The sequence below is a fragment of the Rhodoferax koreense genome (assembly GCF_001955695.1).
GTDB lineage: Bacteria > Pseudomonadota > Gammaproteobacteria > Burkholderiales > Burkholderiaceae_C > Rhodoferax_B > Rhodoferax_B koreensis.
This window is the reverse complement of sequence record NZ_CP019236.1, coordinates 3194637-3215726: the sequence shown is the minus strand read 5'-3', so window position 1 is coordinate 3215726 and position 21090 is coordinate 3194637. Positions and strand designations below refer to the sequence as shown.

The following is a 21090-nucleotide window of genomic DNA, read 5'->3' as shown; positions in this document are numbered from 1 at the left end:
GCGTCAGGCGAGTTGCAGCGTCCACCAGTCCGGCAGCAGCTTTTGCACCTCTGCGCGCGCGAAGCGCTGGTCCATCAGCAGCAGCACGCCCTGGTCTTCGGGCGTGCGGATCACGCGGCCGGCGGCCTGCACCACCTTTTGCAGGCCCGGGTAGAGGTAGGCGTAGTCGTAGCCGTTGGCGAACACCGCTTCCATGCGCTGGCGGATCTGCTCGTTCACCGAGTTCACCTGCGGCAGGCCCAGCGTGGCGATGAAGGCGCCGATGAGCCGGTCGCCGGGCAGATCGATGCCTTCGGCGAAGGCGCCGCCTAGCACGGCGAAGCCGATGCCCTGGCCCCCCGGCACGAAGCGCGCCAGGAAGGCCGCCTGGTCGGCTTCGCCCATGCGACGTGACTGCAGCCACACCGGCACTTCGGGGGCGTGCGCGGCGAAACGTGCCGCAGCCTGCTGCAGGTAGTCGTAGCTGCTGAAGAACGCGAGGTAGTGGCCCGGTGCCGCGGCGTATTGCCGGGCCATGAGTTCGGCGATCGGCTGCAGCGAGCCGGCGCGGTCGGCGTAGCGCGTGGACACGCGGCGCGCGACCTGCACCGACAACTGCGCGGCCTGGAACGGCGCCGGCACATCGATCCAGGCGGTGTTGGCCGGCAGGCCCAGCGTGTCCTCGTAGAAGCGCGGCGGGCTCAGCGTGGCCGAGAACAGCGTGGCCGCGTGCGCCGCGGCCAGGCGCGGTGCGAGAAACGGCGCGGGCACGACGTTGCGCACACACAGTACGGTGGACCGTGCATCGGCTTTGCCAATGTCGAACAGCGAGTGCGCGCCAAATTGTTCGGCCAGGCGGACGAAGTGCTGCGCATCGAACTGGAAACGCTGCAGCGCGGCGTCCACCGCCGCCGGATGTTCGGCCAGGTGTTCCCCGACGTCCGATGCCGCGGACTGCAGAGCGGTCAGAAATTTCGCAGGGATCGTGTCGTACGCCTGGTAGGTCCCGGTCTGGGCCTGGTGCAGTGCCTGCCACTGGCGCTGCAGCCGGTCGAGCGATTTCTTCAGCGCGGGTGGCGCGCTCTGGCGCAGGCGCTTGAGGTCGGCCTGGTCCAGGCTCGCGCTGTACATCTTGCGGCCACGCTCCAGCAGGTTGTGCGCCTCGTCCACGAGCAGGCTCACGCGCCATTGGTTGGCCTGCGCCAGCCCGTGCAGCAGGGCGCTGGTGTCGAAGTAATAGTTGTAGTCGCCCACCACCACGTCGCTCCAGCGCGCGAGCTCCTGGCCCAGGTAGTACGGGCAGACCCGGTGCGCGAGCGCGGTGTCGCGCAGGGTGGCCTTGTCGAGGAAGCCCTGCGCCACGGCGGCGGCGCGGGCGGCCGGCAGCCGGTCGTAAAAGCCCTGTGCGAGCGGGCAGGACTCGCCGTGGCAGGCCTTGTCCGGGTGTTCGCAGGCCTTGTCGCGCGCCACGAGCTCGAGCACGCGCAGGTGGGCGGTGCCCAGGCTCTTCAGGGCATCGAGCGCGAGTTGCCGGCCCGAGGTCTTGGCGGTGAGGAAAAACAGCTTGTCCAGCGCCTGGCCCGGCGCGGCCTTGAGCAGCGGGAAGATCGTCCCCACCGTCTTGCCGATCCCGGTGGGCGCCTGCGCCATGAGGCAGCGGCCGGCGCGGTTGGCCTGGTAGACGGCGGTGGCGAGTTCGCGCTGGCCGGTGCGGAAACGCGCATGCGGAAAGGCCAATGCCGTGAGCGCGGCGTCGCGTGCGGCGCGGTGCGCCAGTTCCTGCGCGGCCCAGTCCAGGAAACAGTCGCACTGCGCCTCGAAATGCTGCCGCAGCGCGTCGGCCGTGGCGGTCTCGAGCAGCACCGTTTCGCGTTGGCTGTCGATGTCGAAATACACCAGGGCCAATGTGACCTCCGCCAGGCCACGCTGCGCGCACAGCAGCCAGCCGTACAGCCGCAGTTGCGCCCAGTGCAGCGTGCGGTGGTTGGCCGGCTGGCGCGCCAGGTCGCCACGGAAGGTCTTGATTTCCTCGAGCCGGTTCGAAGCCGGGTCGAAGCCGTCGGCCCGGCCGCGTACTTGCAGATGCCGATGGCTGCCCGCGAGGCTGAGCTCGGCTTCGTAGCCCGCGCCGCGGCGCTTGGCCACGATGCCATGCCCGGCCACGCCTTCCTGGGCTGTCGGGCTGGGCGTGAAACGCAGGTCGAGGTCGCCGCGCTTGGCGGTGAACTCGCACAGGGCACGGACGGCGATGGTGTAGGTGGGCTGCTGCAAGGGTGGTCGCGTGGAAGCCGCGACGGTGTGAAGCGCCATTCTAGGAAGATTTCCTTCCGGGCCGACAAGCCATGCCATTCTCATCTTGCAAAATCGGCAGCAATACCAAAGTAGTCTTTTATCTAGAAATACTACTTTAGAAGTATTAAATTTTGACAATCAAATCATCCTGAAGTAGTATGAGTGAACAAAATACTACTTTGGTACCATGAAATCCATCGCAGATATTGCCAATGGCCTGCGTAGCCAACTCAAGGCCACGGGCATGACACAGGCCGCATTGCGCGCAGCGGCCGGCCTGTCGGCACGCACGTTGACACTGCTGCTCAGCGGCAGCCACGATTTCAAGCTCTCCACCCTGCTGGCCGTGGCGGACCGGCTCGGGCTGGAGATGGTGCTGGTTCCAAAAGGCGCCGCGGCTGGGCTCCCCCAGGCCGGCGCCGCCCCCGCCTCCACCGTACCTTCGCTGATCGACCTGGCCCAGCGCCGCATCGGCGCCGACCAGGGGGCTGACGCGGGCAGGCCATGAACGTCCAGGCGCTCGACATCTTCCTCGGGGCACGGCACCTCGGCGTGCTGTTCCGTTACGCCATGCCCGGCGCGCCGGTGATCACGCGTTTTGTCGCCGATCCGGATGTCACCCGGCAGTCGCAACCCACACCGCAGCCTCTGCTGGGCGCCGCCTTTCTCGCCCCCACACCCGACAGCCAGCGCCAGCTGTGGCTGGACATCCAGTCCCCACGCTTCAACGGCCGGTATTCCGCGCAAGGCGGCTGGCTGCTGCCGCCGTGGTTCCAGAACCTGCTGCCCGAAGGCGTGTTCCGCGACCACGTGGCCGCCCGGCGCGGTTGTGATCCGAACGACCATTTCGAGATGCTGGCCGCCTGCGGCCTGGATCTGCCGGGCAACGTGTCGGCCCGGCCCGCGCACCTGGACCGCGAGGGCCTGGCGCACCTGGTCACGCAGGACAACGACGCGCTCGAGATGTCGGTCACCGCCGAGCCGATGGAAGAGGGCGTTTCCGTCTCCGGCATCCAGCCCAAACTGGCCGTGTTGCGCCAGGGCGACCGCTACGTGGGCCGCACCAAGGCGCACGACACCCACATCATCGCCAAGCTGCCGGTGGTCGGCCGGCCGCGCCTGCCCGAGCTCGAGCACCTGTCGCTGCAACTGGCCGGTGCCGCCGGTGTGAACGTCTGCGAAACCAGCCTGGTGCCGCTGCGGCAACTTGTGGCCGAGCACGGGTACGAACTGGAGGACAGCGACGGCACGACCAACTTCCTGGCCGTGGTGCGCTTCGACCGCACGCCCACGGGCCGCATCCACTGCGAGGATTTCGCGCAGGTGCTCAGCGTGATGCCCGAGGAGAAATACAGCGGCAGCTACCTGGCCGTGGCGGCGGCCATGATGGCCCTGCCTTCGCTGGGCGAGCCGGCCGTGCACGAATTGCTGCGCCGCCTGGCGGTGAACGAAATGCTGGGCAACCCCGACATGCACCTGAAGAACATCGGCCTGATCTACCCCGATGGCGTGACGCCAGCGGTGTCGCCGGCCTACGACATCGTCGGTTACAGCGCCTTCAGCAAGATCTCCGGCCATGCGCTGCGCATCCTGCCGGCCGAGTTCGATGCCGAACTGCAGAGCGCGGCGGCGCGGCGGTCCGCCCCGGCGCCGGCCGCCGATGGCAAGCCAAGGCTTGGCCCGTATGTGCTGCGCATCTTTTGCGACAAGCTGGGCATCCCGGAAAAGCCGGCGACCGCGGCCGTGCGGCACTGCGTGGCCGCGGCCGCGCGCGATTGGCCGGCGCTGATTGCGCAGTCGCTGCTGTCGGAGGCGCAGAAGGCCAGGCTGCTGGCGCACTTCAAGGCGCATCCCTGGCTGAGCCAGAAGGCCGCGCATTCACTGCGCGCGGCTCCCACCATCGCTTGATTCAGCGCACCGGCCCGAAGCCGAAGAAAGCCTTCTTTTTCGCAGGCGCCGGTGCTTCGTCGTCTTCAGGCGCATCCGCCGATGCTTCATCGGCCTTGCCGCGCTTTTGGGCGGGCGCTCCGACCTCCGGTTCGCCGCGCGGCCCGAGGTTCACGTCGTCCACCAGTTCCTGCAGCGCCGCCAGTCCACCGGCCATGGCCTCCTGGTAAGACGCCACGGGTTTGCCCGCGCGCTGCAGCATTTCCCAGTGCACGCCGCCGTCGGCGGATTCGTTCAACACCCAGGCGAAACGCTTCGGGCGCGGCTCCTCCACGTAAACGGCGATGTGGCGCAAAGGCAGGTGCGATGGCATGCTAAGAGCCTAGCGCAGACGGAGCGGCCGGGTTGTCAACGCCGGCCTACTTTGCGTGTGCTGCGCAACCTACAGCGTCCGAAAATGGCTGCGGGAAGAATCGAAGTTTCATCGTCCAAAGGAAATCCCATGGCCACTGGCAGTCGCGTGCTCTGGAAAGGTGCCATCACCTTCGGCTTGGTGCACATCCCGGTCGGTCTGCATACGGCCAGCTCCGAGCAGGGCATCGATTTCGACTGGCTCGACAAACGCAGCATGGACCCGGTTGGTTACAAACGCATCAACAAGAAGACCGGCAAGGAAATCGACAAGGACAACATCGTCAAGGGCATCGAATACGAGGACGGTCACTACGTGATCATCTCGCCCGAGGAAATCGCCGAAGCCTATCCGCGCACCACGCAGACCATCGACATCCAGCGTTTCATTGACGCCGGCGACATTCCTTTCGTCTTCCTGGAACGGCCGTATTACGTGGCGCCGATCAACAAGGGCCAGAAGGTCTATGCGCTGCTGCGCGAGGCATTGGTCAAGACCGGCAAGATCGGCCTGGCCAAGGTGGTGATCGCCACCAAGCAGCACCTGGCGGCGCTGGTGCCTTCCGGCCCGGCGCTGGTGCTGAACCTGCTGCGCTGGGGCGACGAGGTGAAGACGCTCGACGGGCTCGACCTGCCGCCGGCCGGTGCCAAGGCACCCGGCTTCAGCGCCGCGGAGATGAAGATGGCCACGCAGCTGATCGCCGAGATGTCGGGCGACTGGAACCCCGACGACTTCAAGGACGAGTTCAAGCACGAGGTGATGAAACTCGTGGACAAGAAGGTCAAGGCCGGCAAGACGGAAACGGTGATCCAGCCCGAGGAGGAAGCGCCCGGCGGTGCCGAGATCATCGACTTGAGCGAACTGCTCGCGCGCAGCCTCAAGGGCGGCAAGAAGCCTGCGGCGAAGGCGGCGCCGGCCAAGAAGGCCGCGGCGAAAAAGAGCACCCCGCAACGCAAGGCGGCCTGACGCAACAGAACACAAGCCATGGACGACCTGCTGACGCGTTACAAGGCCAAGCGCAACTTCGACATCACCTCCGAGCCGGCGGAAGGCGGCGAATCGAAAGACGGCCAACTCGCCTTCGTGATCCAGAAACACTGGGCCTCGCGCCTGCACTACGACTTCCGGCTCGAACTCGGCGGCGCGATGAAAAGCTGGGCCGTGCCCAAGGGGCCGAGCTACGACCCCAAGGACAAACGCATGGCGGTGCAGGTGGAAGACCACCCCATCGCCTACAACCAGTTCGAAGGCGAGATTCCCGCGGGCCAGTACGGCGCGGGCAAGGTCATCATCTGGGACGAGGGCACGTGGACGCCACTCGGCGACGCGGCCAAGGGTTACCGCGACGGCAACCTGAAGTTCGAGATGCACGGCCGAAAGATCCAGGGCCATTGGGCCTTGATCCGCATGAAGGGCAAGGGCGAGAAACAGCCGCCCTGGCTGCTGATCAAGGAAAAGGACGCCTTCGCACGACCCGCCGCGGACTTCAGCGTGGTCGACGAGATGCCCGATAGTGTCGTGCCGTTGCGAAGCAAGACCAGGACGCCGGCAAAGGCTGCCAAAGTCAGGGCGAGCGAAACGCCAGGGGAAAAAGCCGCGCTGCCAGCCACGATTCAGCCCCAGCTGGCCACGCTCGTCGATGGGGTGCCGGGTGATCCCAGTCAATGGTTGTTCGAGATCAAGTTCGACGGCTACCGCATGCTCGCGCGTGTGGAGGGCAAGACGGTGCAACTGTTCACGCGCAACGGCCACGACTGGACCCACAAGCTGCCGCATTTGGCCAAGGCGATCGCCAAACTCAAACTCAAGTCGGGCTGGCTGGATGGCGAGATCGTGGTGGCCAACGACAAGGGCGTACCGGACTTCCAGCGCCTGCAGAACGCGTTCGACAGCAGCGAGACGGAAAGCATCGTCTATTACCTGTTCGACGCGCCTTTTCTCGACGGCCGGGATCTGCGCCATGAACCGCTCGAAACCCGGCGTGCGCTGCTCAAAGGGCTTTTCGACGAGAAGACGCCGCCATCGCTGCGGTTCAGCGACGTGTTCGACGTACGGCCGCAGGACCTGGTCGCCTCCGCCTGCCGGATGGGCCTGGAAGGCGTCATCGGCAAGAAGAAGGACGCACCCTACAGCAGCCGGCGTTCGCCCAACTGGATCAAGCTCAAGTGCACGCAGCGCCAGGAGTTCGTGATCGGCGGCTACACCGATCCGCAGGGCACGCGCACCGCATTGGGTTCGCTGCTGCTGGGCGTGCACGACGACAAGGGCGCGCTGGTGTATGCGGGCAACGTGGGCACGGGTTTCGACCAGAAGACCTTGGGTGAACTCAAGGCGAGGCTCGATGCCGTGGCCGCCGACCAAAGTCCGTTCTCGGCGAAGACCGACCTGGACCGCAAGGCGCATTGGGTCAAGCCGCAATTGCTGGCCGAGGTGTCGTTCGGCGAATGGACGGGCTCGGGCCGCATTCGCCATGCGGTGTTCCACGGCCTGCGCGAAGACAAGAAGCCGCTGGCGATCAAGCGCGAAAAGCCGGTGCATGCCGTGGCTGAAAGGGGCGCTGCATCGAAAGCCAAGGCCGCGGTTCCGCGGTCGAAGCTGCACGTGACGCATCCCGAACGCGTCATCGACCCCTCCACCGGCCTGACCAAGCTCGACGTGGTGCGGTACTACGCGCTGATCGCACCGTTGCTGCTGCCGCATCTCAAGGGGCGTCCGGTCTCGCTGGTGCGGGCGCCCGGCGGCATCCAGGGCGAACTCTTCTTCCAGAAGCACATGGAAGGCAAGATGCCCGGCGTCAAGCCGCTGTCTCAGGCGCTCGACCCGGACCACGCGCCGTTGATGGAGGTGCCCACGGCACAGGCCGTGTTGTCTGCCGCGCAGATGAACGTGATCGAATTCCACACCTGGAACGGCGTGAAGACCGCCATCGACAAGCCCGACCGCATGACCTTCGACCTCGACCCCGGTGAAGGCGTCGCCTGGGAGAGCATGCAGCAGGCCGCGAAGCTGGTGCATGAGTTCCTCACGCAGCTCGGCCTCGAATCCTTCGTCAAGACCAGTGGCGGCAAGGGCCTGCATGTGGTGGTGGCCGTGAAGAAACAACACGATTGGGACACGGTGAAGGCGTTTTCGCAGGCCGTGGTGCAGCACCTGGCAAAGACGCTGCCGCAGCTGTTCGTGGCCAAAAGCGGGCCGAAGAACCGCGTGGGCAAAATCTTCGTCGATTACCTGCGCAACGGCTTCGGCGCGACCACGGCTTCGGCCTGGTCCGCACGCGCACGGCCGGGCCTGGGGGTGTCGGTGCCGATGGCCTGGGACGAGCTGGACAGCATCGGCAGCGGCGCGCATTGGACCATCACCAACATCCAGACGCGGCTGCATCGGGGCAACTCTCCATGGGATGCCTATGCGCCGCAAAGCCTGTCCAAGGCCATGAAGCTGCTCGACTTCAAGCCTTCGGCCAGCAAGTCATCTTGAAGGACGACAGCCGCTTGCGCATCGCCACCTTCAACATCAACGGCGTGCGCACGCGTCTGCCCGTGCTCAAGGCCTGGCTCGACGTGACCCGACCCGACGTGGTCTGCCTGCAGGAACTCAAATGCACCACGACGCAGTTCCCCGTCGAGGCGGTGCGCGAAGCCGGCTATGAAGCGCTGGTGGTCGGCGAGAAGCGCTGGAACGGCGTGGCCATCCTCGCACGTGGTGCGGCACCGCTGGAGATCCGGCGCGGCCTGCCCGGCGATCCGGCCGACTTGCAGAGCCGCTATGTCGAAGCCGCGGTGCGCGGCATCGTGGTCGGCTGCCTGTATCTGCCCAATGGCAATCCGCAGCCCGGTCCGAAATTCGACTACAAGCTCGTCTGGTTCGAACGGCTGCTGGCGCATGCGGCCGGCCTGCTCAAGTCGGGCCACCCGGTGGTGCTGGCGGGCGACTACAACGTGGTGCCGACCGATGCCGACATCTATTCGCCCAAATCCTGGCAGAACAACGCGCTGCTGCAGCCAGCACCGCGCGCGGCCTACCAGAAGCTGCTGAAGCAAGGCTGGACCGATGCGCTGCACGAGCAGTTCCCCGACAAGCCGGCCTTCACCTTCTGGGACTATTTCCGCAACCATTGGCCACGCGACGCCGGCCTTCGCATCGACCACCTGCTGCTGAGCCCCAAGCTCGCAACTCGCATGAAGGCCGCGGGGGTGGACAAGGCCGTGCGTGGCCTCGAAGGCGCGAGCGATCATGCCCCGGCGTGGGTAGAAGTCGAGGATTAGCGGGCTTCGCTGCCGCATCGATCCGCTCGTGCGCCACGCGGACGTCGGACCCTGCCTACGGGCATACGGGCCCTGGCCTGCTAACCCGGCGTGGCTTCGCCGGTATGCTCGGCCTGCATGACGACCTCCCGCACCGTTTCGTTTCCCCGCCGGCATCCGATCCTCGTGGCGCTGCTGGTCGCCCTGGTCGTCCTGGTGCTGCTGTTCGACTGGAACTGGTTCCGGCATCCGCTGGAGCGCTACATCTCGAACAAGACGCAGCGCACCTTCACCATCTCCGACCTGCATGTGCGCCTGGGCTTGACGCCGACCATCAGCATGCGCGACGTGTATTTCGGTAACGCCGACTGGGCGGACGACCAGGCCATGGCCCGCATCGCGCAGGTGGAGTTTTCCGTCTCCCTGCGTGACTTGCCCGGCAAGGTCTACATCCCGCGCGTGGCGCTGGCGAAACCGGAGTTGCTATTCGAGCAGCACAAGGACGGCCGGCGCAACTGGACCTTCCAGGAACCATCCAAGAGCACCGAGCCGAGCAAGCTGCGCATCGGCAGCCTGTCGGTCGACGAGGGGCGCCTGCGCTACCTGAACCACGGAGAGCCGTTCGACATCGACGTGATGGCCTCGACCTTCGACCCGGCCAAGCAGGCGCAGGTGAAGGACGCGGACGCCAAGCCGGTCAATGACCGCTACGCCACCCGTTACGCCTTCAAGGGTAGTTACCATGGTGCGGGGTTCTCGGGCACGGCCCTGAGCGGCGAGGTGCTGAGCTTCCAGGAGACGGGTGTGCCGTTTCCGCTGAAGGGCGACCTGGTGGCCGGCACGACCAAGCTGTCGGTGGAGGGCACCATCGCCGACGCGGCCAACATCACGGCCATCGACACCCAGCTCAAGATCCAGGGCCAGACGCTCGCCAACCTGTACCCCTTCCTGCTGTTGCCGCTGCCGGCTTCGCCGCCCTACAGCCTGCAGGGCCATCTGGTGCTGAAAGGCAACCGCTACGGCATGGACGACCTCAAGGGCCGCATCGGCTCGACCGATGTGAGCGGCAGCGCCTCCTACATCGACCAGAAGCCGCGCCCGCTGCTCAAGGCCGACCTGGTGAGCAACAAACTGCACGTGGCCGACCTCGGGCCGATCGTCGGTGTGCAGACCAAGGAAAGCGGCGGCAAACCCGCGCTGTCGCAGGCCGACACCAATACCGCCAAGGGCGCCGCCGGCAAGGCGAACCGGGTGGACCCCGACCACGTGCTGCCCGCGGGTTCGTTCGACGGCAGCCGGCTGCAGAAGATCGATGCCGACTTCACGCTGGTGGCCAAGAAGCTGGAGGTGCCGGTCGATCTGCCGCTGGAGAGCATGAATGTGGTGTTGAAACTCAACGACGGCTTGCTCAAGCTCACGCCGCTGGAGTTCGGCTTCGCTGGCGGCAAGATCACCTCCGAGCTCAGCCTGGATGCGCGGCAGCCGGTGATCAAGACCGACGCCAAGATCGACTTCCGCAGCATCCGCATGGACCGCCTCGTGCCGGCCGATTCCAAGCTGGCGCAAGGCGCGGGGCTGCTGGGGGCCAGCGTGCAACTGGCCGGCGCCGGCAATTCCATCGCCGATGCGGCCGCCGCGTCCAATGGCAAGGTGTCGGCGGCGATCTCCAACGGCCGCATCTCCAACCTGCTGGACGCCGCCAGCGGCCTGAATGGCGGCAAGGTGCTCAAGCTGCTGGCCGGCGGCGACAAGACCATCAGCGTGAACTGCGGCGGCATGGTGTTCGACATCAAGGACGGTATCGGCAAGTCGGACCTGATCGTGGTCGACACCGAGCAGACGCAGATCCTGGGCGAGGGCGGCTTCAACCTGAAGAACGAGCGCTTCGACATGACGCTCACGCCCAAGCCGAAAAGCATGGGCATCCTGTCGTTGCGCACGCCGGTGCGGCTTTACGGCAGCTTCAAGCAGCCGGATTTTTCGCTGGAAAAAGGCCCGTTGCTGGCGCGCGCCGGCGGGGCCGTGGCGCTGCTCGCCGTGGCGCCGATCGCGGCCCTGCTCCCGCTGATCGAAACCGGCCCCGGCGAAAACTCCGACTGCCGCAAGCTGCAGTCCAGCGCAGGTGTGCAGGAGGCGCAGAAACAGGCCGTCACCAAACGCAGCTCGACCAAGAAGGCCGGCGCGAAGTAAGTGCTTGGGCCGTTTGTCAGGCCTTCTTTTGCAGCAGCTTGATCACACTCGAAAAATCGAGCGCGCCATGGCCCGCTAGGCTGTGCGCCGCATACAGGTTGCGCGCCAGGCCGCCGAGTGGCGTCGCCGCGTGCACGGCGGAGGCGTTCTCCTGCGCCAGGCCCAGGTCCTTGAGCATCAGGTCGGTGCCGAAGCCGCCCGCATAGGCCTTGGACGCCGGCGCCGTCTCCATCACGCCCGGCAGCGGGTTGTATTTCTCCAGCGCCCAGTTGCCGCCCGAGCTGCGCCGCATGATCTCGGAGAGAACCTTGGGATCGAGCCCGTTGGCCACGCCCAGGGCCAGGGCTTCGGAGGTGCCGATCATCAGGATGCCGAGCAGCATGTTGTTGCAGATCTTTGCGGTCTGGCCCGCACCGACCGCGCCCGCGTGGAAGATGTTCGCCCCCATTTTTTCGAGCACGGGCCGCGCGCGCTCCAGGTCGGCGTCGCTGCCGCCGACCATGAAGGTCAGCGTGCCGGCGATGGCGCCGCCGGTGCCGCCCGACACGGGTGCATCGATCATCGCCACACCGCGTCGGGCCGCGGCTTCGGCGACCTTGCGCGAGGTGGCGGCGGCGATGGTGCTGCTGTCGATGACGAGCGTGCCGGCGGCGATCTGCGCCAGGATGCCGGGTTGGCCCTCGCGGCCGAGGTACAGGCCTTCCACATGGGCGCTGGCCGGCAGCATGCTGATGACGATTTCCGCGTCAGCCAGCGTGGCCGCGGCCGAGGCGGCGATCGGCAGGCCGGCTGCGGCGAATTTATCGCGTGCGACAGGTGAAAGGTCGAAGGCGCTGAGCGTGTGGCCGGCTTTCAGCAGGTTCAGGGCCATCGGCCCGCCCATGTTGCCCAGGCCGATGAAGGCGATGTTCATGTTGTCTCCTTGAATTGGTTGGCCATTGGTATCTCCGCATTGCCTGACGACCCCGCCCGTTCTCACTGCGCTTGTCGAAGTGCCTGCTTGCCGTCGCCAAGGGCTTCGACAGGCTCAGCCCGAACGGCGGGTTCGCGTGTCTTTGATTTTGAAAGCCTCAATGGCCGAGGGTGGCCAGTTCCACCGGCATCTCGCCGCGCGGCTTCAAGTGGTCCTCGATCAAGTCCGGTGTGATGTCTTCGAGGCGCGCGGGACTCCATTTCGGATGGCGGTCCTTGTCGATCAGCACGGCGCGGATGCCTTCGGCGAAGTCGGCATGGGCGCAGCAACCGAGCGAGGCCCAGTACTCGAGCCGGAACACCTCGGCCAGCGACATGTGGAGCACGCGCTGCCACAGGGCGAACGACAGCGCCGCCGAACTCGGCGCACCCTTGACGAAGGTGCTGGCGGCGGTCTGCAGCCAGGGCTCGTCGCTGTGCAGCGTGCGCAGGCGTTCGGCCATGTCGATCAGGGCGTCGCCCGCCATCAGCGCGTTGATGGTGTCGAGATGGCCGCGTACCTTGGACGCCGGCACGTCCGCACCCGCCGCGGCGCTGGCCAGCAGGCGGGAGAGGGCGGCACGGTCGGCCAAGGGTTCACCACGCCAGGCCGTGGCCCCGATGCCTTCGAGCACCTTCGCCTTGTGTTCGTGCGGCACGGCGATGTCGGCGAAGCCGCAGAAGATGGCATCGGCCGCGTTCAGCGGCGCGGCGGTGAGCGCGAGGAACAGGCCCGTGCGGCCCGGTGCGCGGCGCAGGAACCAGCTGCCACCGACGTCCGGGTACAGGCCGATGCTGATCTCGGGCATGGCAATGCGGCTTTGCGGCGTGACCACGCGGTGCGAGGCGCCGGCCATCAGGCCCACGCCGCCGCCCATGACGATGCCGTGGCCCCAGCACAGGAAAGGCTTGGGATAGGTGTGGATCAGGTGGTCGAGTTCGTATTCCTCGGCGAAGAAACGCTCGGCGTAGACGTTGCGTTCGGAGCCGCAGTCGCGCAGCGTCTGGTAGAGCTGGCGCAAGTCGCCACCGGCGCAGAAGGCCTTCTCGCCACTGGCCTGCAGCAGCACGCCGACGACGTTCGCATCGGCAGCCCAGGCGCGCAGCCGGGGCGTGAGCAGCCGCACCATGTCGACCGACAGGGCGTTGAGCGAGGCCGGCGCGTTCAGCGTGGCGATGCCGAAGACCCGGCCGTTGATCGTGGCGAGTTCTTCGAAGAGGACGACGTCGGAGGGTTCGAGCATGGGCATGATTTGCTATGTTGTTTGTAGCTGGCCGCGCAGGTGGTTATTGCGCTGGAGGCCGATTTTTCTTGAAAAAATTACCTCGTCGTTCGGGCTGAGCTTGACCCCACGGCTCCGGCTGAGCTTGACGCCACCGTTCGGGCTGAGCTTGTCGAAGCCTCGTTGCGGACACCAAGCCCTTCGACAAGCTCAGCGCGAACGGTGGCTGTGTTCACCTCGGCACCTCCGCATCCGGGTCCAGCAGCCGCCGCGCCACGATCACCCGCATGATCTCGTTCGTGCCTTCGAGGATCTGGTGCACGCGCGTGTCGCGCACCAGCCGTTCGAGCGGAAACTCGGCCAGGTAGCCGTAGCCGCCGTGCAGTTGCAGCGCGTCATTGCAGACGTTGAAGCCTGCATCGGTGGCGAAGCGCTTGGCCATGGCGCAGTAGGTGCTGGCGTCGGGATGGCCGGCGTCGAGCTTGCTCGCGGCCAGCCGCACCATCTGGCGCGCGGCGACGAGTTCGGTGGCCATGTCGGCGAGCTTGAACTGCAGCGCCTGGAAGCTGGCCAGCGGCTTGCCGAACTGCTGCCGGTCCTGCAGGTAGCGGCGCGCCGCGTCGAGCGCGCCCTGCGCCGCACCGACCGAACACGTGGCAATGTTGATGCGCCCACCGTCCAAACCCTTCATGGCGATGCGAAAGCCTTCGCCTTCGGCGCCGAGCCGGTGGTCAGCCGGGATGCGCACGTTGTCGAAGGCGATGGTGCGCGTGGGCTGGCTGTTCCAGCCCATCTTGTGTTCCTTCTTGCCATAGCTGATGCCCGGCGCATCGGCCGGCACGGCGAACGCCGAGATGCCGTTCGCGCCCGGCCCGCCGCTGCGCGCCATCAGCACCAGCACGTCGGTCGCGCCCGCGCCGGAGATGAAGGCCTTGCCGCCGTTGATGACATAACTGTCGCCATCGCGCTCGGCGCGGGTCTTGAGCGAGGCTGCGTCGGAGCCCGCGCCGGGCTCGGTCAGGCAGTAGGAGCCGAGCTTGCGGCCAGCCGTGAGGTCTTCGCCCCAGCGCGCGCAGACCGTATCGCTGCCCCAGGTGCCGATCATCCAGGCCGCCATGTTGTGGATGGTGATGAAGGCCGTGGTCGACGGGTCGATGGCCGCCATTTCCTCGAACACCAGCGTGGCGTCGAGCCGCGGCAGCGCCAGGCCACCGATGCGCTCCGGTGCGTAGAGGCCGCAGAAACCGAGTTCGCCGGCATGCGCAATGGCCTCCCTCGGGAAGATGGCCTCGGCGTCCCAGCGCGCGGCATGCGGCGCGAATTCGGCCTCGGCGAAGGCGCGGGCGGAAGCGGCGAAGGCCTGTTGTTCTTCGGAGAGTTCGAAGTTCATCGCCTGCGACTACTTCAAGCTGATCGTCGTGTTCACCCCATGCGACACCGTGCTGTCGTCGAACCAGCGCTGCGTGATGGTCTTCGTCTGCGTGTAGAACAGGATCACCTGCTTGCCGTAAGGCCCCAGGTCGCCGAGCTTGGAGCCGCGCGAGCCGCTGAACGAGAACAGCGGCACCGGCACCGGGATCGGCACGTTGATGCCGACCTGGCCCACGTCGATGTCTTCCTGGAAACGGCGCGCCGCCGCGCCGCTCTGCGTGAAGATGGCCGTGCCGTTGCCGTTCACGTTGCGGTTGATGAGCTCGATCGCTTCGTCGATGTTGTCGGCTGCGGCCAGGCACAGCACCGGGCCGAAGATTTCCTGGTCGTAGATCACCATGCCCGGCTTCACGCCCGAGAACACCGTCGGCCCGACGAAGTTGCCCTTCTCGAAGCCCGGCACGCGGGGTTGGCGGCCGTCGAGTTCCAGCATGGCGCCGTCGGCCACGCCGCGTTCGATCAGGCCGTTCACGCGGTCGTAGGCGGCGCACGAGACCAACGGGCCCACGTCCACGCCTTTCTCGGTGCCGGCGCCGATCTTCAGCGTCTTCGCCTTGGCCACCAGGTCGGGCACCCATTGCTGCGCCTCGCCGACGAGCACCACCACCGACAGCGCCATGCAGCGCTGGCCCGCGGCGCCGAAGGCCGCGCCGGCAATCGCATTGAGCGTCTGCTCCTTGTTGGCATCGGGCATGACGATGGCGTGGTTCTTTGCGCCCATCATGCATTGCGCCCGCTTGCCGGCCTGCGTCGCGCGGTTGTACACATGGGTGCCGACCTTGGTCGAACCGACGAAGGACACAGCCTTGACGTCCGGATGGTCGCAGATGGCGTTGACCACGTCCTCGCCCCCATGCACCACGTTGAGCACGCCCGGTGGGATGCCGGCCTGGAGCGCGAGCTCGACCAGGCGCATGGTCACCATCGGGTCCTGCTCGGATGGCTTGAGCACGAAGGTGTTGCCGGTGGCGATGGCCATGGGGAACATCCACAGCGGGATCATCGCCGGGAAGTTGAACGGCGTGATGCCGGCGCAGACGCCCAGCGGCTGCAGCAGGGTGTAGGTGTCCACGCCGCCGGCCACGTTGTTGGCCAGTTCGCCGAGCTGCAGGTTGCCGATGGCCGAGGCGTGCTCCACCACCTCGAGCCCGCGGAAGATGTCACCCTCGGCATCGGGCAGGGTCTTGCCCTGTTCGGCGGTGAGGATGGCGGCCAGCTCGGCCATGTTTTCGCGGATCAACTGCTGGTACTTGAGGAAGATGCGCGCGCGTGCGCCGATGGCCGTCTTGCGCCAGGTCTTGAAGGCTTCCTTGCCCGCGGCAACCGCGGCGTCAACCTCGGCGGGCGTGGCGAAGGGCACGCGGGCCAGTACCTCCTGCGTGGCCGGGTTCACGATGTCGCGCCACACCGTCGATTGCGATTCGACGAATTCGCCGTTGATCAACAGCTTGACGGTGGGCACATCGGCCAACGGCCGTGCTTGAATTTCGGAAGGGGATTTGGGCAGGGCAGACATGTCTTCTCCGGTGTATTTCGTCTTGGCGCAAAGCCGTGCGAACGGCTGGCGCTGGGGGGTGTCGAGGGCGATGCTATCATTGCAAACACGCCGCAACAAGCCTCAAGAATCGATATCCATTCTGCAAAAATGCACAGCGATCAAGGCGCGAAAAACGCATGAACTGGGACGACCTGCGCTTCTTCCTGGAGGTGTCGCGCACCGGCCGGCTGGTGACGGCCGCACGCCGGCTGGAGGTCGACCACACCACGGTGTCGCGCCGCATCACGGCGTTGGAGTCCGCGCTCGGCACGCCGTTGTTCGAGCGTGCACCCACGGGCTATACCCTCACCGAGGCCGGCAGGCAACTGTTGCCGCATGCCGAGGACATGGAAACCGCCTGCATCGGTGTGCAGCGCCAGGCCGATGCGCAAGGCAGCCGCGGGGAAGACCTGTCCGGCGTGGTGCGCGTGGGCGCCACCGAGGGCTACGGCACCGTCATGCTGGCGCCGCAGCTGAGCCGGCTGGTCGCCAGCCATCCGCGCTTGGTGATCGACCTCCTGGCCGTGCCGCGCGTGGTGAACCTGTCGCGCCGCGAGGCGGACATCGTGATCACGCTGGAGCGGCCAACACGCGGCCCGTTCATCGTGCAAAAGCTCACCGACTACGCCCTGTGCCTGTACGGCTCGGCCGACTATCTGGCCGCGCATCCGCCCATCCTCACGCGCGAAGACCTGGACCGCCACATGTTCATCGGTTATGTCGACGACCTGCTGTTCAGCCAGGAACTGCATTACCTGGACGAACTGTGCCGGCCCGAACGCATCGGCCTGCGCAGCACCAGCATCCTCGCGCAGCACCGCGCCATCGCGGCCGGCGCGGGCATCGGCGTGTTGCCGGCCTTCATCGCCAGCCAGGACCCGAGCCTGCGGCGCATCCTGCCGGCCAAGGCGATGCAGCGCACCTTCTGGATGTCGATGCCGATCGAGATCAAGCACCTGGCGCGCATGCAGACGACCTGGCGCTTCATCAAGGCCCAGGCCGAAGCGCAGCAGGAGCTGTTGAACGCCACCGCCGATGACGCCGGACGCTGAGACCGCGGCCGTTGCCGGCCACCGCATCCAGGCGCGCAGCTACCGCATCGCCATCGCCGCGGTGCTGTTGCTCATCGTGTATGGCTCGCTGTACCCCTTGAGATGGGACTTCGCGCATCCGCAGGATTTCATCTGGCGCGGCCGGATCGGCCTGGGCGATCTGCTCGAGAACGTGGCGCTGTTCGTGCCGCTGGGCTGGCTGCTGGCCTGGTACCACCAGGATGCAACGAGACGCGGGCGCGTCTTCCTTTTCTGGTTCGTCATCGCACTGGTGGTGGCCGCGGCGCTGCAGTGGCTGCAGAAGTACCTGCCGCGCACGCCGGCGCTGTCCGACGTGGTGTTCAACATGCTCGGCCATGGGCTGGGCTGGTGCGCTGGCCGGTGGTCGGTGCGGTTGATGCATCGCGCGCACGGGCATCACGCGGCACTGCAGGCGGCCGACCGTTTTGCGTTGCTGATGCTCGGCGTGTGGTGGGTGGCGGAACTGTTTCCGCTGATCCCGACGATCGACGTGTCTTCGGTCGTGGACAACGTCAAGTCGCTGTGGCAGCGGCCGTGGTGGGAGCCGCGTCGCATGTTGCAGCATGTCGGCATGACGGTGATGGGCCTCGAAGCCGTGGCGGTGCTGCTGGCGTCCATCGCCTGGCCCCGGCCGGGACGGACTGGCTTGGTGCCGGCCTGCGCCGCTATGACGGCGCTGGTGCTGGGCGGCAAGTTCGTGGTGATCCACCAGGTGCCGGGCATGGCGGTGGTGCTCGGCCTGGCCGGCGGGCTTGCGCTGTGGGGCGTGATCCACCAGGCGCGGCCCGCACGCCGTCTGGCCGCGCTGTTCGCCGTGGGCCTCGCCACCTACCTGATGCAGGCGATCTGGCCCTGGCAATGGCGCGCGCAGCCACTGCCCATGGGCTGGATGCCGTTCGGGTCGTCGCTGGCGGGCAACATCGAATCCGTGATCACCAATGTGGCCTTCGAATGCCTGTGTTTCGGCTCGATGGTCTGTGTCGCCGTGCGCGCGGGCTACGACTGGCGTTACGCCGCCGCCGGCGTGGCGCTGCTGGCGCTGGCCTGCGAATGGCTGCAGCGCTACTTGCCGGGGCGTACGCCGGAGATCACTTCGGTCGTGCTGGCGCTGGGCATGGGCTGGCTGGTGTCAGCTCTGGCCCAGGCCGCGCCGCCAAGGAAAGCGGCCGGCGAAGGTTCAGCGGCGTAGCGGCGGCGCCTTGCCGGGCCGCACACTCAGCCCGAGCATCAGCACCAGGTAGAACAGGAAGGCCAGGCGGGGCACATCGACCAGGCTGTCGAACAGGCCGACCACCACGAAGCCGATGAGGCCGCCAGCGATGGCGGGTGCGAGAGCATGGTCCTTGGCGCTGCCGAGCACCACGCGCCACAGGGCGGTGATGCCGAGCAGCCCGAACAAGGCCAGGCCGACCAGGCCCTGGTCGAACAACACGTTCATCAACAGGCTCTTGATGTGCCAGGGCATGTGGTTGCGGTCGCTCGAGAAGAACCAACGCTGCAGGCCTTGGGAGAAATCGCCGTTGTCGAGCAGGCTGCGGCCCTGGCCATCGGTCAAGGTGATCCTGTCGATATCGACCACGCCCTCGGCCGTGCCTGTGGCAATGGAAAACACGGTCAGCCTCGGCGCATACCAGGCCGACGCGGACAGTTCCTTGCCCTGCAGCGGAACGTTCACTTGCTGCCATTGCCCCTTGCTGTCCGGCTTGACATCGAGCGTGGTGCTGCCCAGCAGGCAGTCGGCGTTGTAGAGCAGGTGCTTCTGGCAGACTTCGAGGTGCAGATAGACCGGCTGGGCCGCGCGGGCCATGAACGACACCTTGGCCGGTACCGTGGGGGGCGCGATGCGCTGCGAAATCCGAAGCATCTCGCCCCAGCCCATGTAGCGTTGCTTGCCGCCGCCGATCGTGAGGTAGGTGTTGCCCGGCTCCGACTTCAGCCGGTAGTCGCCGGGATGTTCCTCCGATACGCCGGCAAAGAAATAACTCGCCGGAAAACGGCCCAGGCCTTTGCCGAGGGCCTGGTCGGCCGGGGTGGACAGCATCCACCAGCCCCTGCGCCAATGGTCGATGCGGCCGTCCAGATCGGTCTCGCTGGTGGAGAAGCGCTCGCTCATGTAGGCACCGCCAGCCATCACGCCGAGGGTGCCGCCCACCATCAACATGGCCGCCAGCGCCGTGGCCTGCCACCGGTAGCTGGCAGGCCACGGCGGTTTGGGTGCAGCACCGGCCCACAGCACCAGCAACAGGAATGCCAGCACCACCAGCAGCATGGCATTCAGCGCACCGGGCCCGCCCCAATGGTTGGCCACCAGCACCGCGCTGACCAGCAGCGCCAGGTAGCCGGAGAACGCCAGCTGCGCGGCCAGTCCGGCACTGCCCCGGCGCTGACCGAAGGCGGCGCTGTGGTGCTCCAGGAAGAGCATGCAGACGCAGAACGCGGCGCTGAGCGCATAGGCGAAGTAGGCGCCCTTGTCGACGAGCGATGCGATGGCCGCCGCGCCCGCGCCGAGCACGGCACCACCGATCACGGCCATCACCCAGTCGACCGCCTTGTAGCCGCGCATCGGCCGCGCCAGCGGCAGCGCCAGGCCCAGTGCGCCCAGCAGCGCCAGCAGGCCGCGGTAACCGCTGGACGGGAAAACCCACCAGATCGCGGCGGTGAACGACGCGACCAGCAGCGCACCGGGCAGCAGGCCGCTGCCGCCACTGGTCGCCACCGGGGCGGCAGGCAGTGGCGCCCCGGCCGTGGTGGCGGGCGGCGAATGGGCGCTGCGTGCCGAGGACGCGGCCTGACGGCGTGCGCTCAGCATGCAGCAGGCGAGCGTCACCGCCACGGCGATCGGCACGGCCAGGTAGACGCCGCGCGAGAAGGTGGTCAGGCAGGCATAACCCGCCAGGGCCAGGCAGGCCACGGCGGCGGCCCAGCGCCGGGTGGAGCGTGCGAAGAACACCTCGCGCACCGCGAACGGCACACACAGCGTGAGGAAACCGTCGAGCGCGGCGCCGCCCACATGCATCTCCCAGAACATGCCGGTGGTGCGGTAATCGCTGGAGAAATCGAAGAGGCCGGTGAATGCCAGGCGTTCCCACACCGTGGTGAGCGATGCCGCGGCCAGTCCCAGCGACAAGCCCGTGGCCAGCCAGGTGGCGGCCTGCTCGCCGCGCCGGGCCACCGCGCCCCACCACAGCGGCACGACCAAGGCCGCGAGGAAGAAGCTCTTGGCCAGGCGCAGGCTGTTCATCGGTTCGTGGTAGCCCTGGTACCAGCCGAAGGCGAAGCCGCCCGCATCCTCGAAGCCGCGTTCCATGGCGACCAGCGTCGAAAGGGCGAACGCCAACAGCAGCAACAGGGGCCCGGGCGAGAGCAGATGCACGCGCTGGCCCCGGGCGGGCAGCGGGGCGCCGGGCAGGGCCGCGCGGGCGTAGCCACCGGCCGCCGCGGCCAGCACCAGCAGATCGAGCTCTTCGAAAGTGATCCATCCCGTCCATGGCGCGAAGCCGACCAGCGGCAGCAGGGTCGGCACGGCCAACAGCCAGAGATCGGGCCAGCGCAAGAACACGGCGACGGCCAGCGCAAAGGCGACCGCCGCCACCACGGGGACCACCGGGTAGTGCATGGCCAGCAGACCGCCGGCGCCGATGCAGGCCAGCGCCACGAGCGCGAGGTGGATGCGGAATCGGGTGGCCTCTTGCCGCGGCCGGCTCCGGGCTGAGATCGTCCGGTGGGTCTGGATGTCGTCCATCGTGGAGGCTGCCTTTTGAGGGGCGGTGGTGGCTGTCGATGCCCACTGTACCGAAGATCGGGGCGGCGTTTCCATGCCGTCGCGCTAATTTTCGGTGCCATCTTCCCGGTGCCATCTTCCTATAGCGGG

Annotated in this window: 15 protein-coding genes; 8 read left to right on the top strand and 7 right to left on the bottom strand. The window is 67.1% G+C overall.

Annotation, left to right across the window (positions count from 1 at the left end):
* Positions 1–3 precede the first annotated feature (3 nt).
* Positions 4–2289: an ATP-dependent DNA helicase gene (locus RD110_RS14870; protein WP_076200194.1), complete on the bottom strand. Its 2286-nt coding sequence runs from the start codon at positions 2287–2289 to the stop codon at positions 4–6.
* 169 nt (positions 2290–2458) lie between these two features.
* Here RD110_RS14870 and RD110_RS14865 point away from each other — a divergent pair, with 169 nt between their 5' ends.
* Both RD110_RS14865 and RD110_RS14860 read left to right on the top strand, forming a co-directional pair.
* Positions 2459–2779: a helix-turn-helix domain-containing protein gene (locus RD110_RS14865; protein WP_076200193.1), complete on the top strand. Its 321-nt coding sequence runs from the start codon at positions 2459–2461 to the stop codon at positions 2777–2779.
* The gene (locus RD110_RS14860; RefSeq protein WP_076200192.1) at positions 2776–4179 is read left to right on the top strand and encodes a type II toxin-antitoxin system HipA family toxin; all 1404 of its coding nucleotides are present in this window, start codon (positions 2776–2778) and stop codon (positions 4177–4179) included. Before RD110_RS14865 ends, RD110_RS14860 begins: the two co-directional genes overlap by 4 nt.
* A 1-nt stretch (position 4180) precedes the next feature.
* Here the strand turns inward: RD110_RS14860 and RD110_RS14855 are convergent, their stop codons facing one another.
* Entirely contained in the window at positions 4181–4531 is a 351-nt protein-coding gene (locus RD110_RS14855) for a hypothetical protein (RefSeq protein ID WP_157900195.1), read from the bottom strand.
* A gap of 129 nt (positions 4532–4660) precedes the next feature.
* Between RD110_RS14855 and ku the strand changes: the two genes are divergently transcribed.
* From ku to RD110_RS14835, 4 genes are all read left to right on the top strand, one after another.
* Positions 4661–5536 (top strand): non-homologous end joining protein Ku, encoded by an 876-nt coding sequence (gene ku, locus RD110_RS14850; protein ID WP_076200190.1) that lies wholly within the window; start codon positions 4661–4663, stop codon positions 5534–5536.
* An 18-nt stretch (positions 5537–5554) separates the two neighbouring features.
* Positions 5555–8047 (top strand): DNA ligase D, encoded by a 2493-nt coding sequence (ligD, locus tag RD110_RS14845; RefSeq protein WP_076200189.1) that lies wholly within the window; start codon positions 5555–5557, stop codon positions 8045–8047.
* Positions 8044–8835 (top strand): exodeoxyribonuclease III, encoded by a 792-nt coding sequence (locus RD110_RS14840; protein ID WP_076200188.1) that lies wholly within the window; start codon positions 8044–8046, stop codon positions 8833–8835. The genes ligD and RD110_RS14840 overlap by 4 nt, the downstream gene beginning before the upstream one ends.
* A 117-nt stretch (positions 8836–8952) precedes the next feature.
* Entirely contained in the window at positions 8953–11004 is a 2052-nt protein-coding gene (locus tag RD110_RS14835; protein WP_076200187.1) for an AsmA family protein, read from the top strand.
* 16 nt (positions 11005–11020) lie between these two features.
* Here RD110_RS14835 and mmsB read toward each other — a convergent pair whose 3' ends face one another.
* From mmsB to RD110_RS14815, 4 genes are all read right to left on the bottom strand, one after another.
* Positions 11021–11917, bottom strand: coding sequence for a 3-hydroxyisobutyrate dehydrogenase (gene mmsB / locus RD110_RS14830; protein ID WP_076200186.1), 897 nt, complete (start codon positions 11915–11917; stop codon positions 11021–11023).
* Between the two features lie 157 nt (positions 11918–12074).
* Complete coding sequence (locus RD110_RS14825) at positions 12075–13199, bottom strand: enoyl-CoA hydratase/isomerase family protein (RefSeq protein ID WP_076200185.1); 1125 nt, start codon at positions 13197–13199, stop codon at positions 12075–12077.
* A 211-nt stretch (positions 13200–13410) separates the two neighbouring features.
* On the bottom strand, positions 13411–14568 hold the full coding sequence (locus tag RD110_RS14820; RefSeq protein ID WP_076200184.1) for an acyl-CoA dehydrogenase family protein: 1158 nt from the start codon (positions 14566–14568) through the stop codon (positions 13411–13413).
* Between the two features lie 9 nt (positions 14569–14577).
* Positions 14578–16125, bottom strand: coding sequence for a CoA-acylating methylmalonate-semialdehyde dehydrogenase (locus RD110_RS14815; RefSeq protein ID WP_076200183.1), 1548 nt, complete (start codon positions 16123–16125; stop codon positions 14578–14580).
* A gap of 158 nt (positions 16126–16283) precedes the next feature.
* Between RD110_RS14815 and RD110_RS14810 the strand changes: the two genes are divergently transcribed.
* Positions 16284–17198, top strand: a complete 915-nt coding sequence (locus RD110_RS14810; protein WP_076200182.1) for a LysR family transcriptional regulator — start codon at positions 16284–16286, stop codon at positions 17196–17198.
* Positions 17182–18408, top strand: a complete 1227-nt coding sequence (locus RD110_RS14805; RefSeq protein WP_076200181.1) for a VanZ family protein — start codon at positions 17182–17184, stop codon at positions 18406–18408. Before RD110_RS14810 ends, RD110_RS14805 begins: the two co-directional genes overlap by 17 nt.
* Here the strand turns inward: RD110_RS14805 and RD110_RS14800 are convergent.
* Positions 18397–20961: a hypothetical protein gene (locus RD110_RS14800; protein ID WP_157900194.1), complete on the bottom strand. Its 2565-nt coding sequence runs from the start codon at positions 20959–20961 to the stop codon at positions 18397–18399. The genes RD110_RS14805 and RD110_RS14800 overlap by 12 nt on opposite strands.
* Positions 20962–21090: the final 129 nt, after the last annotated feature.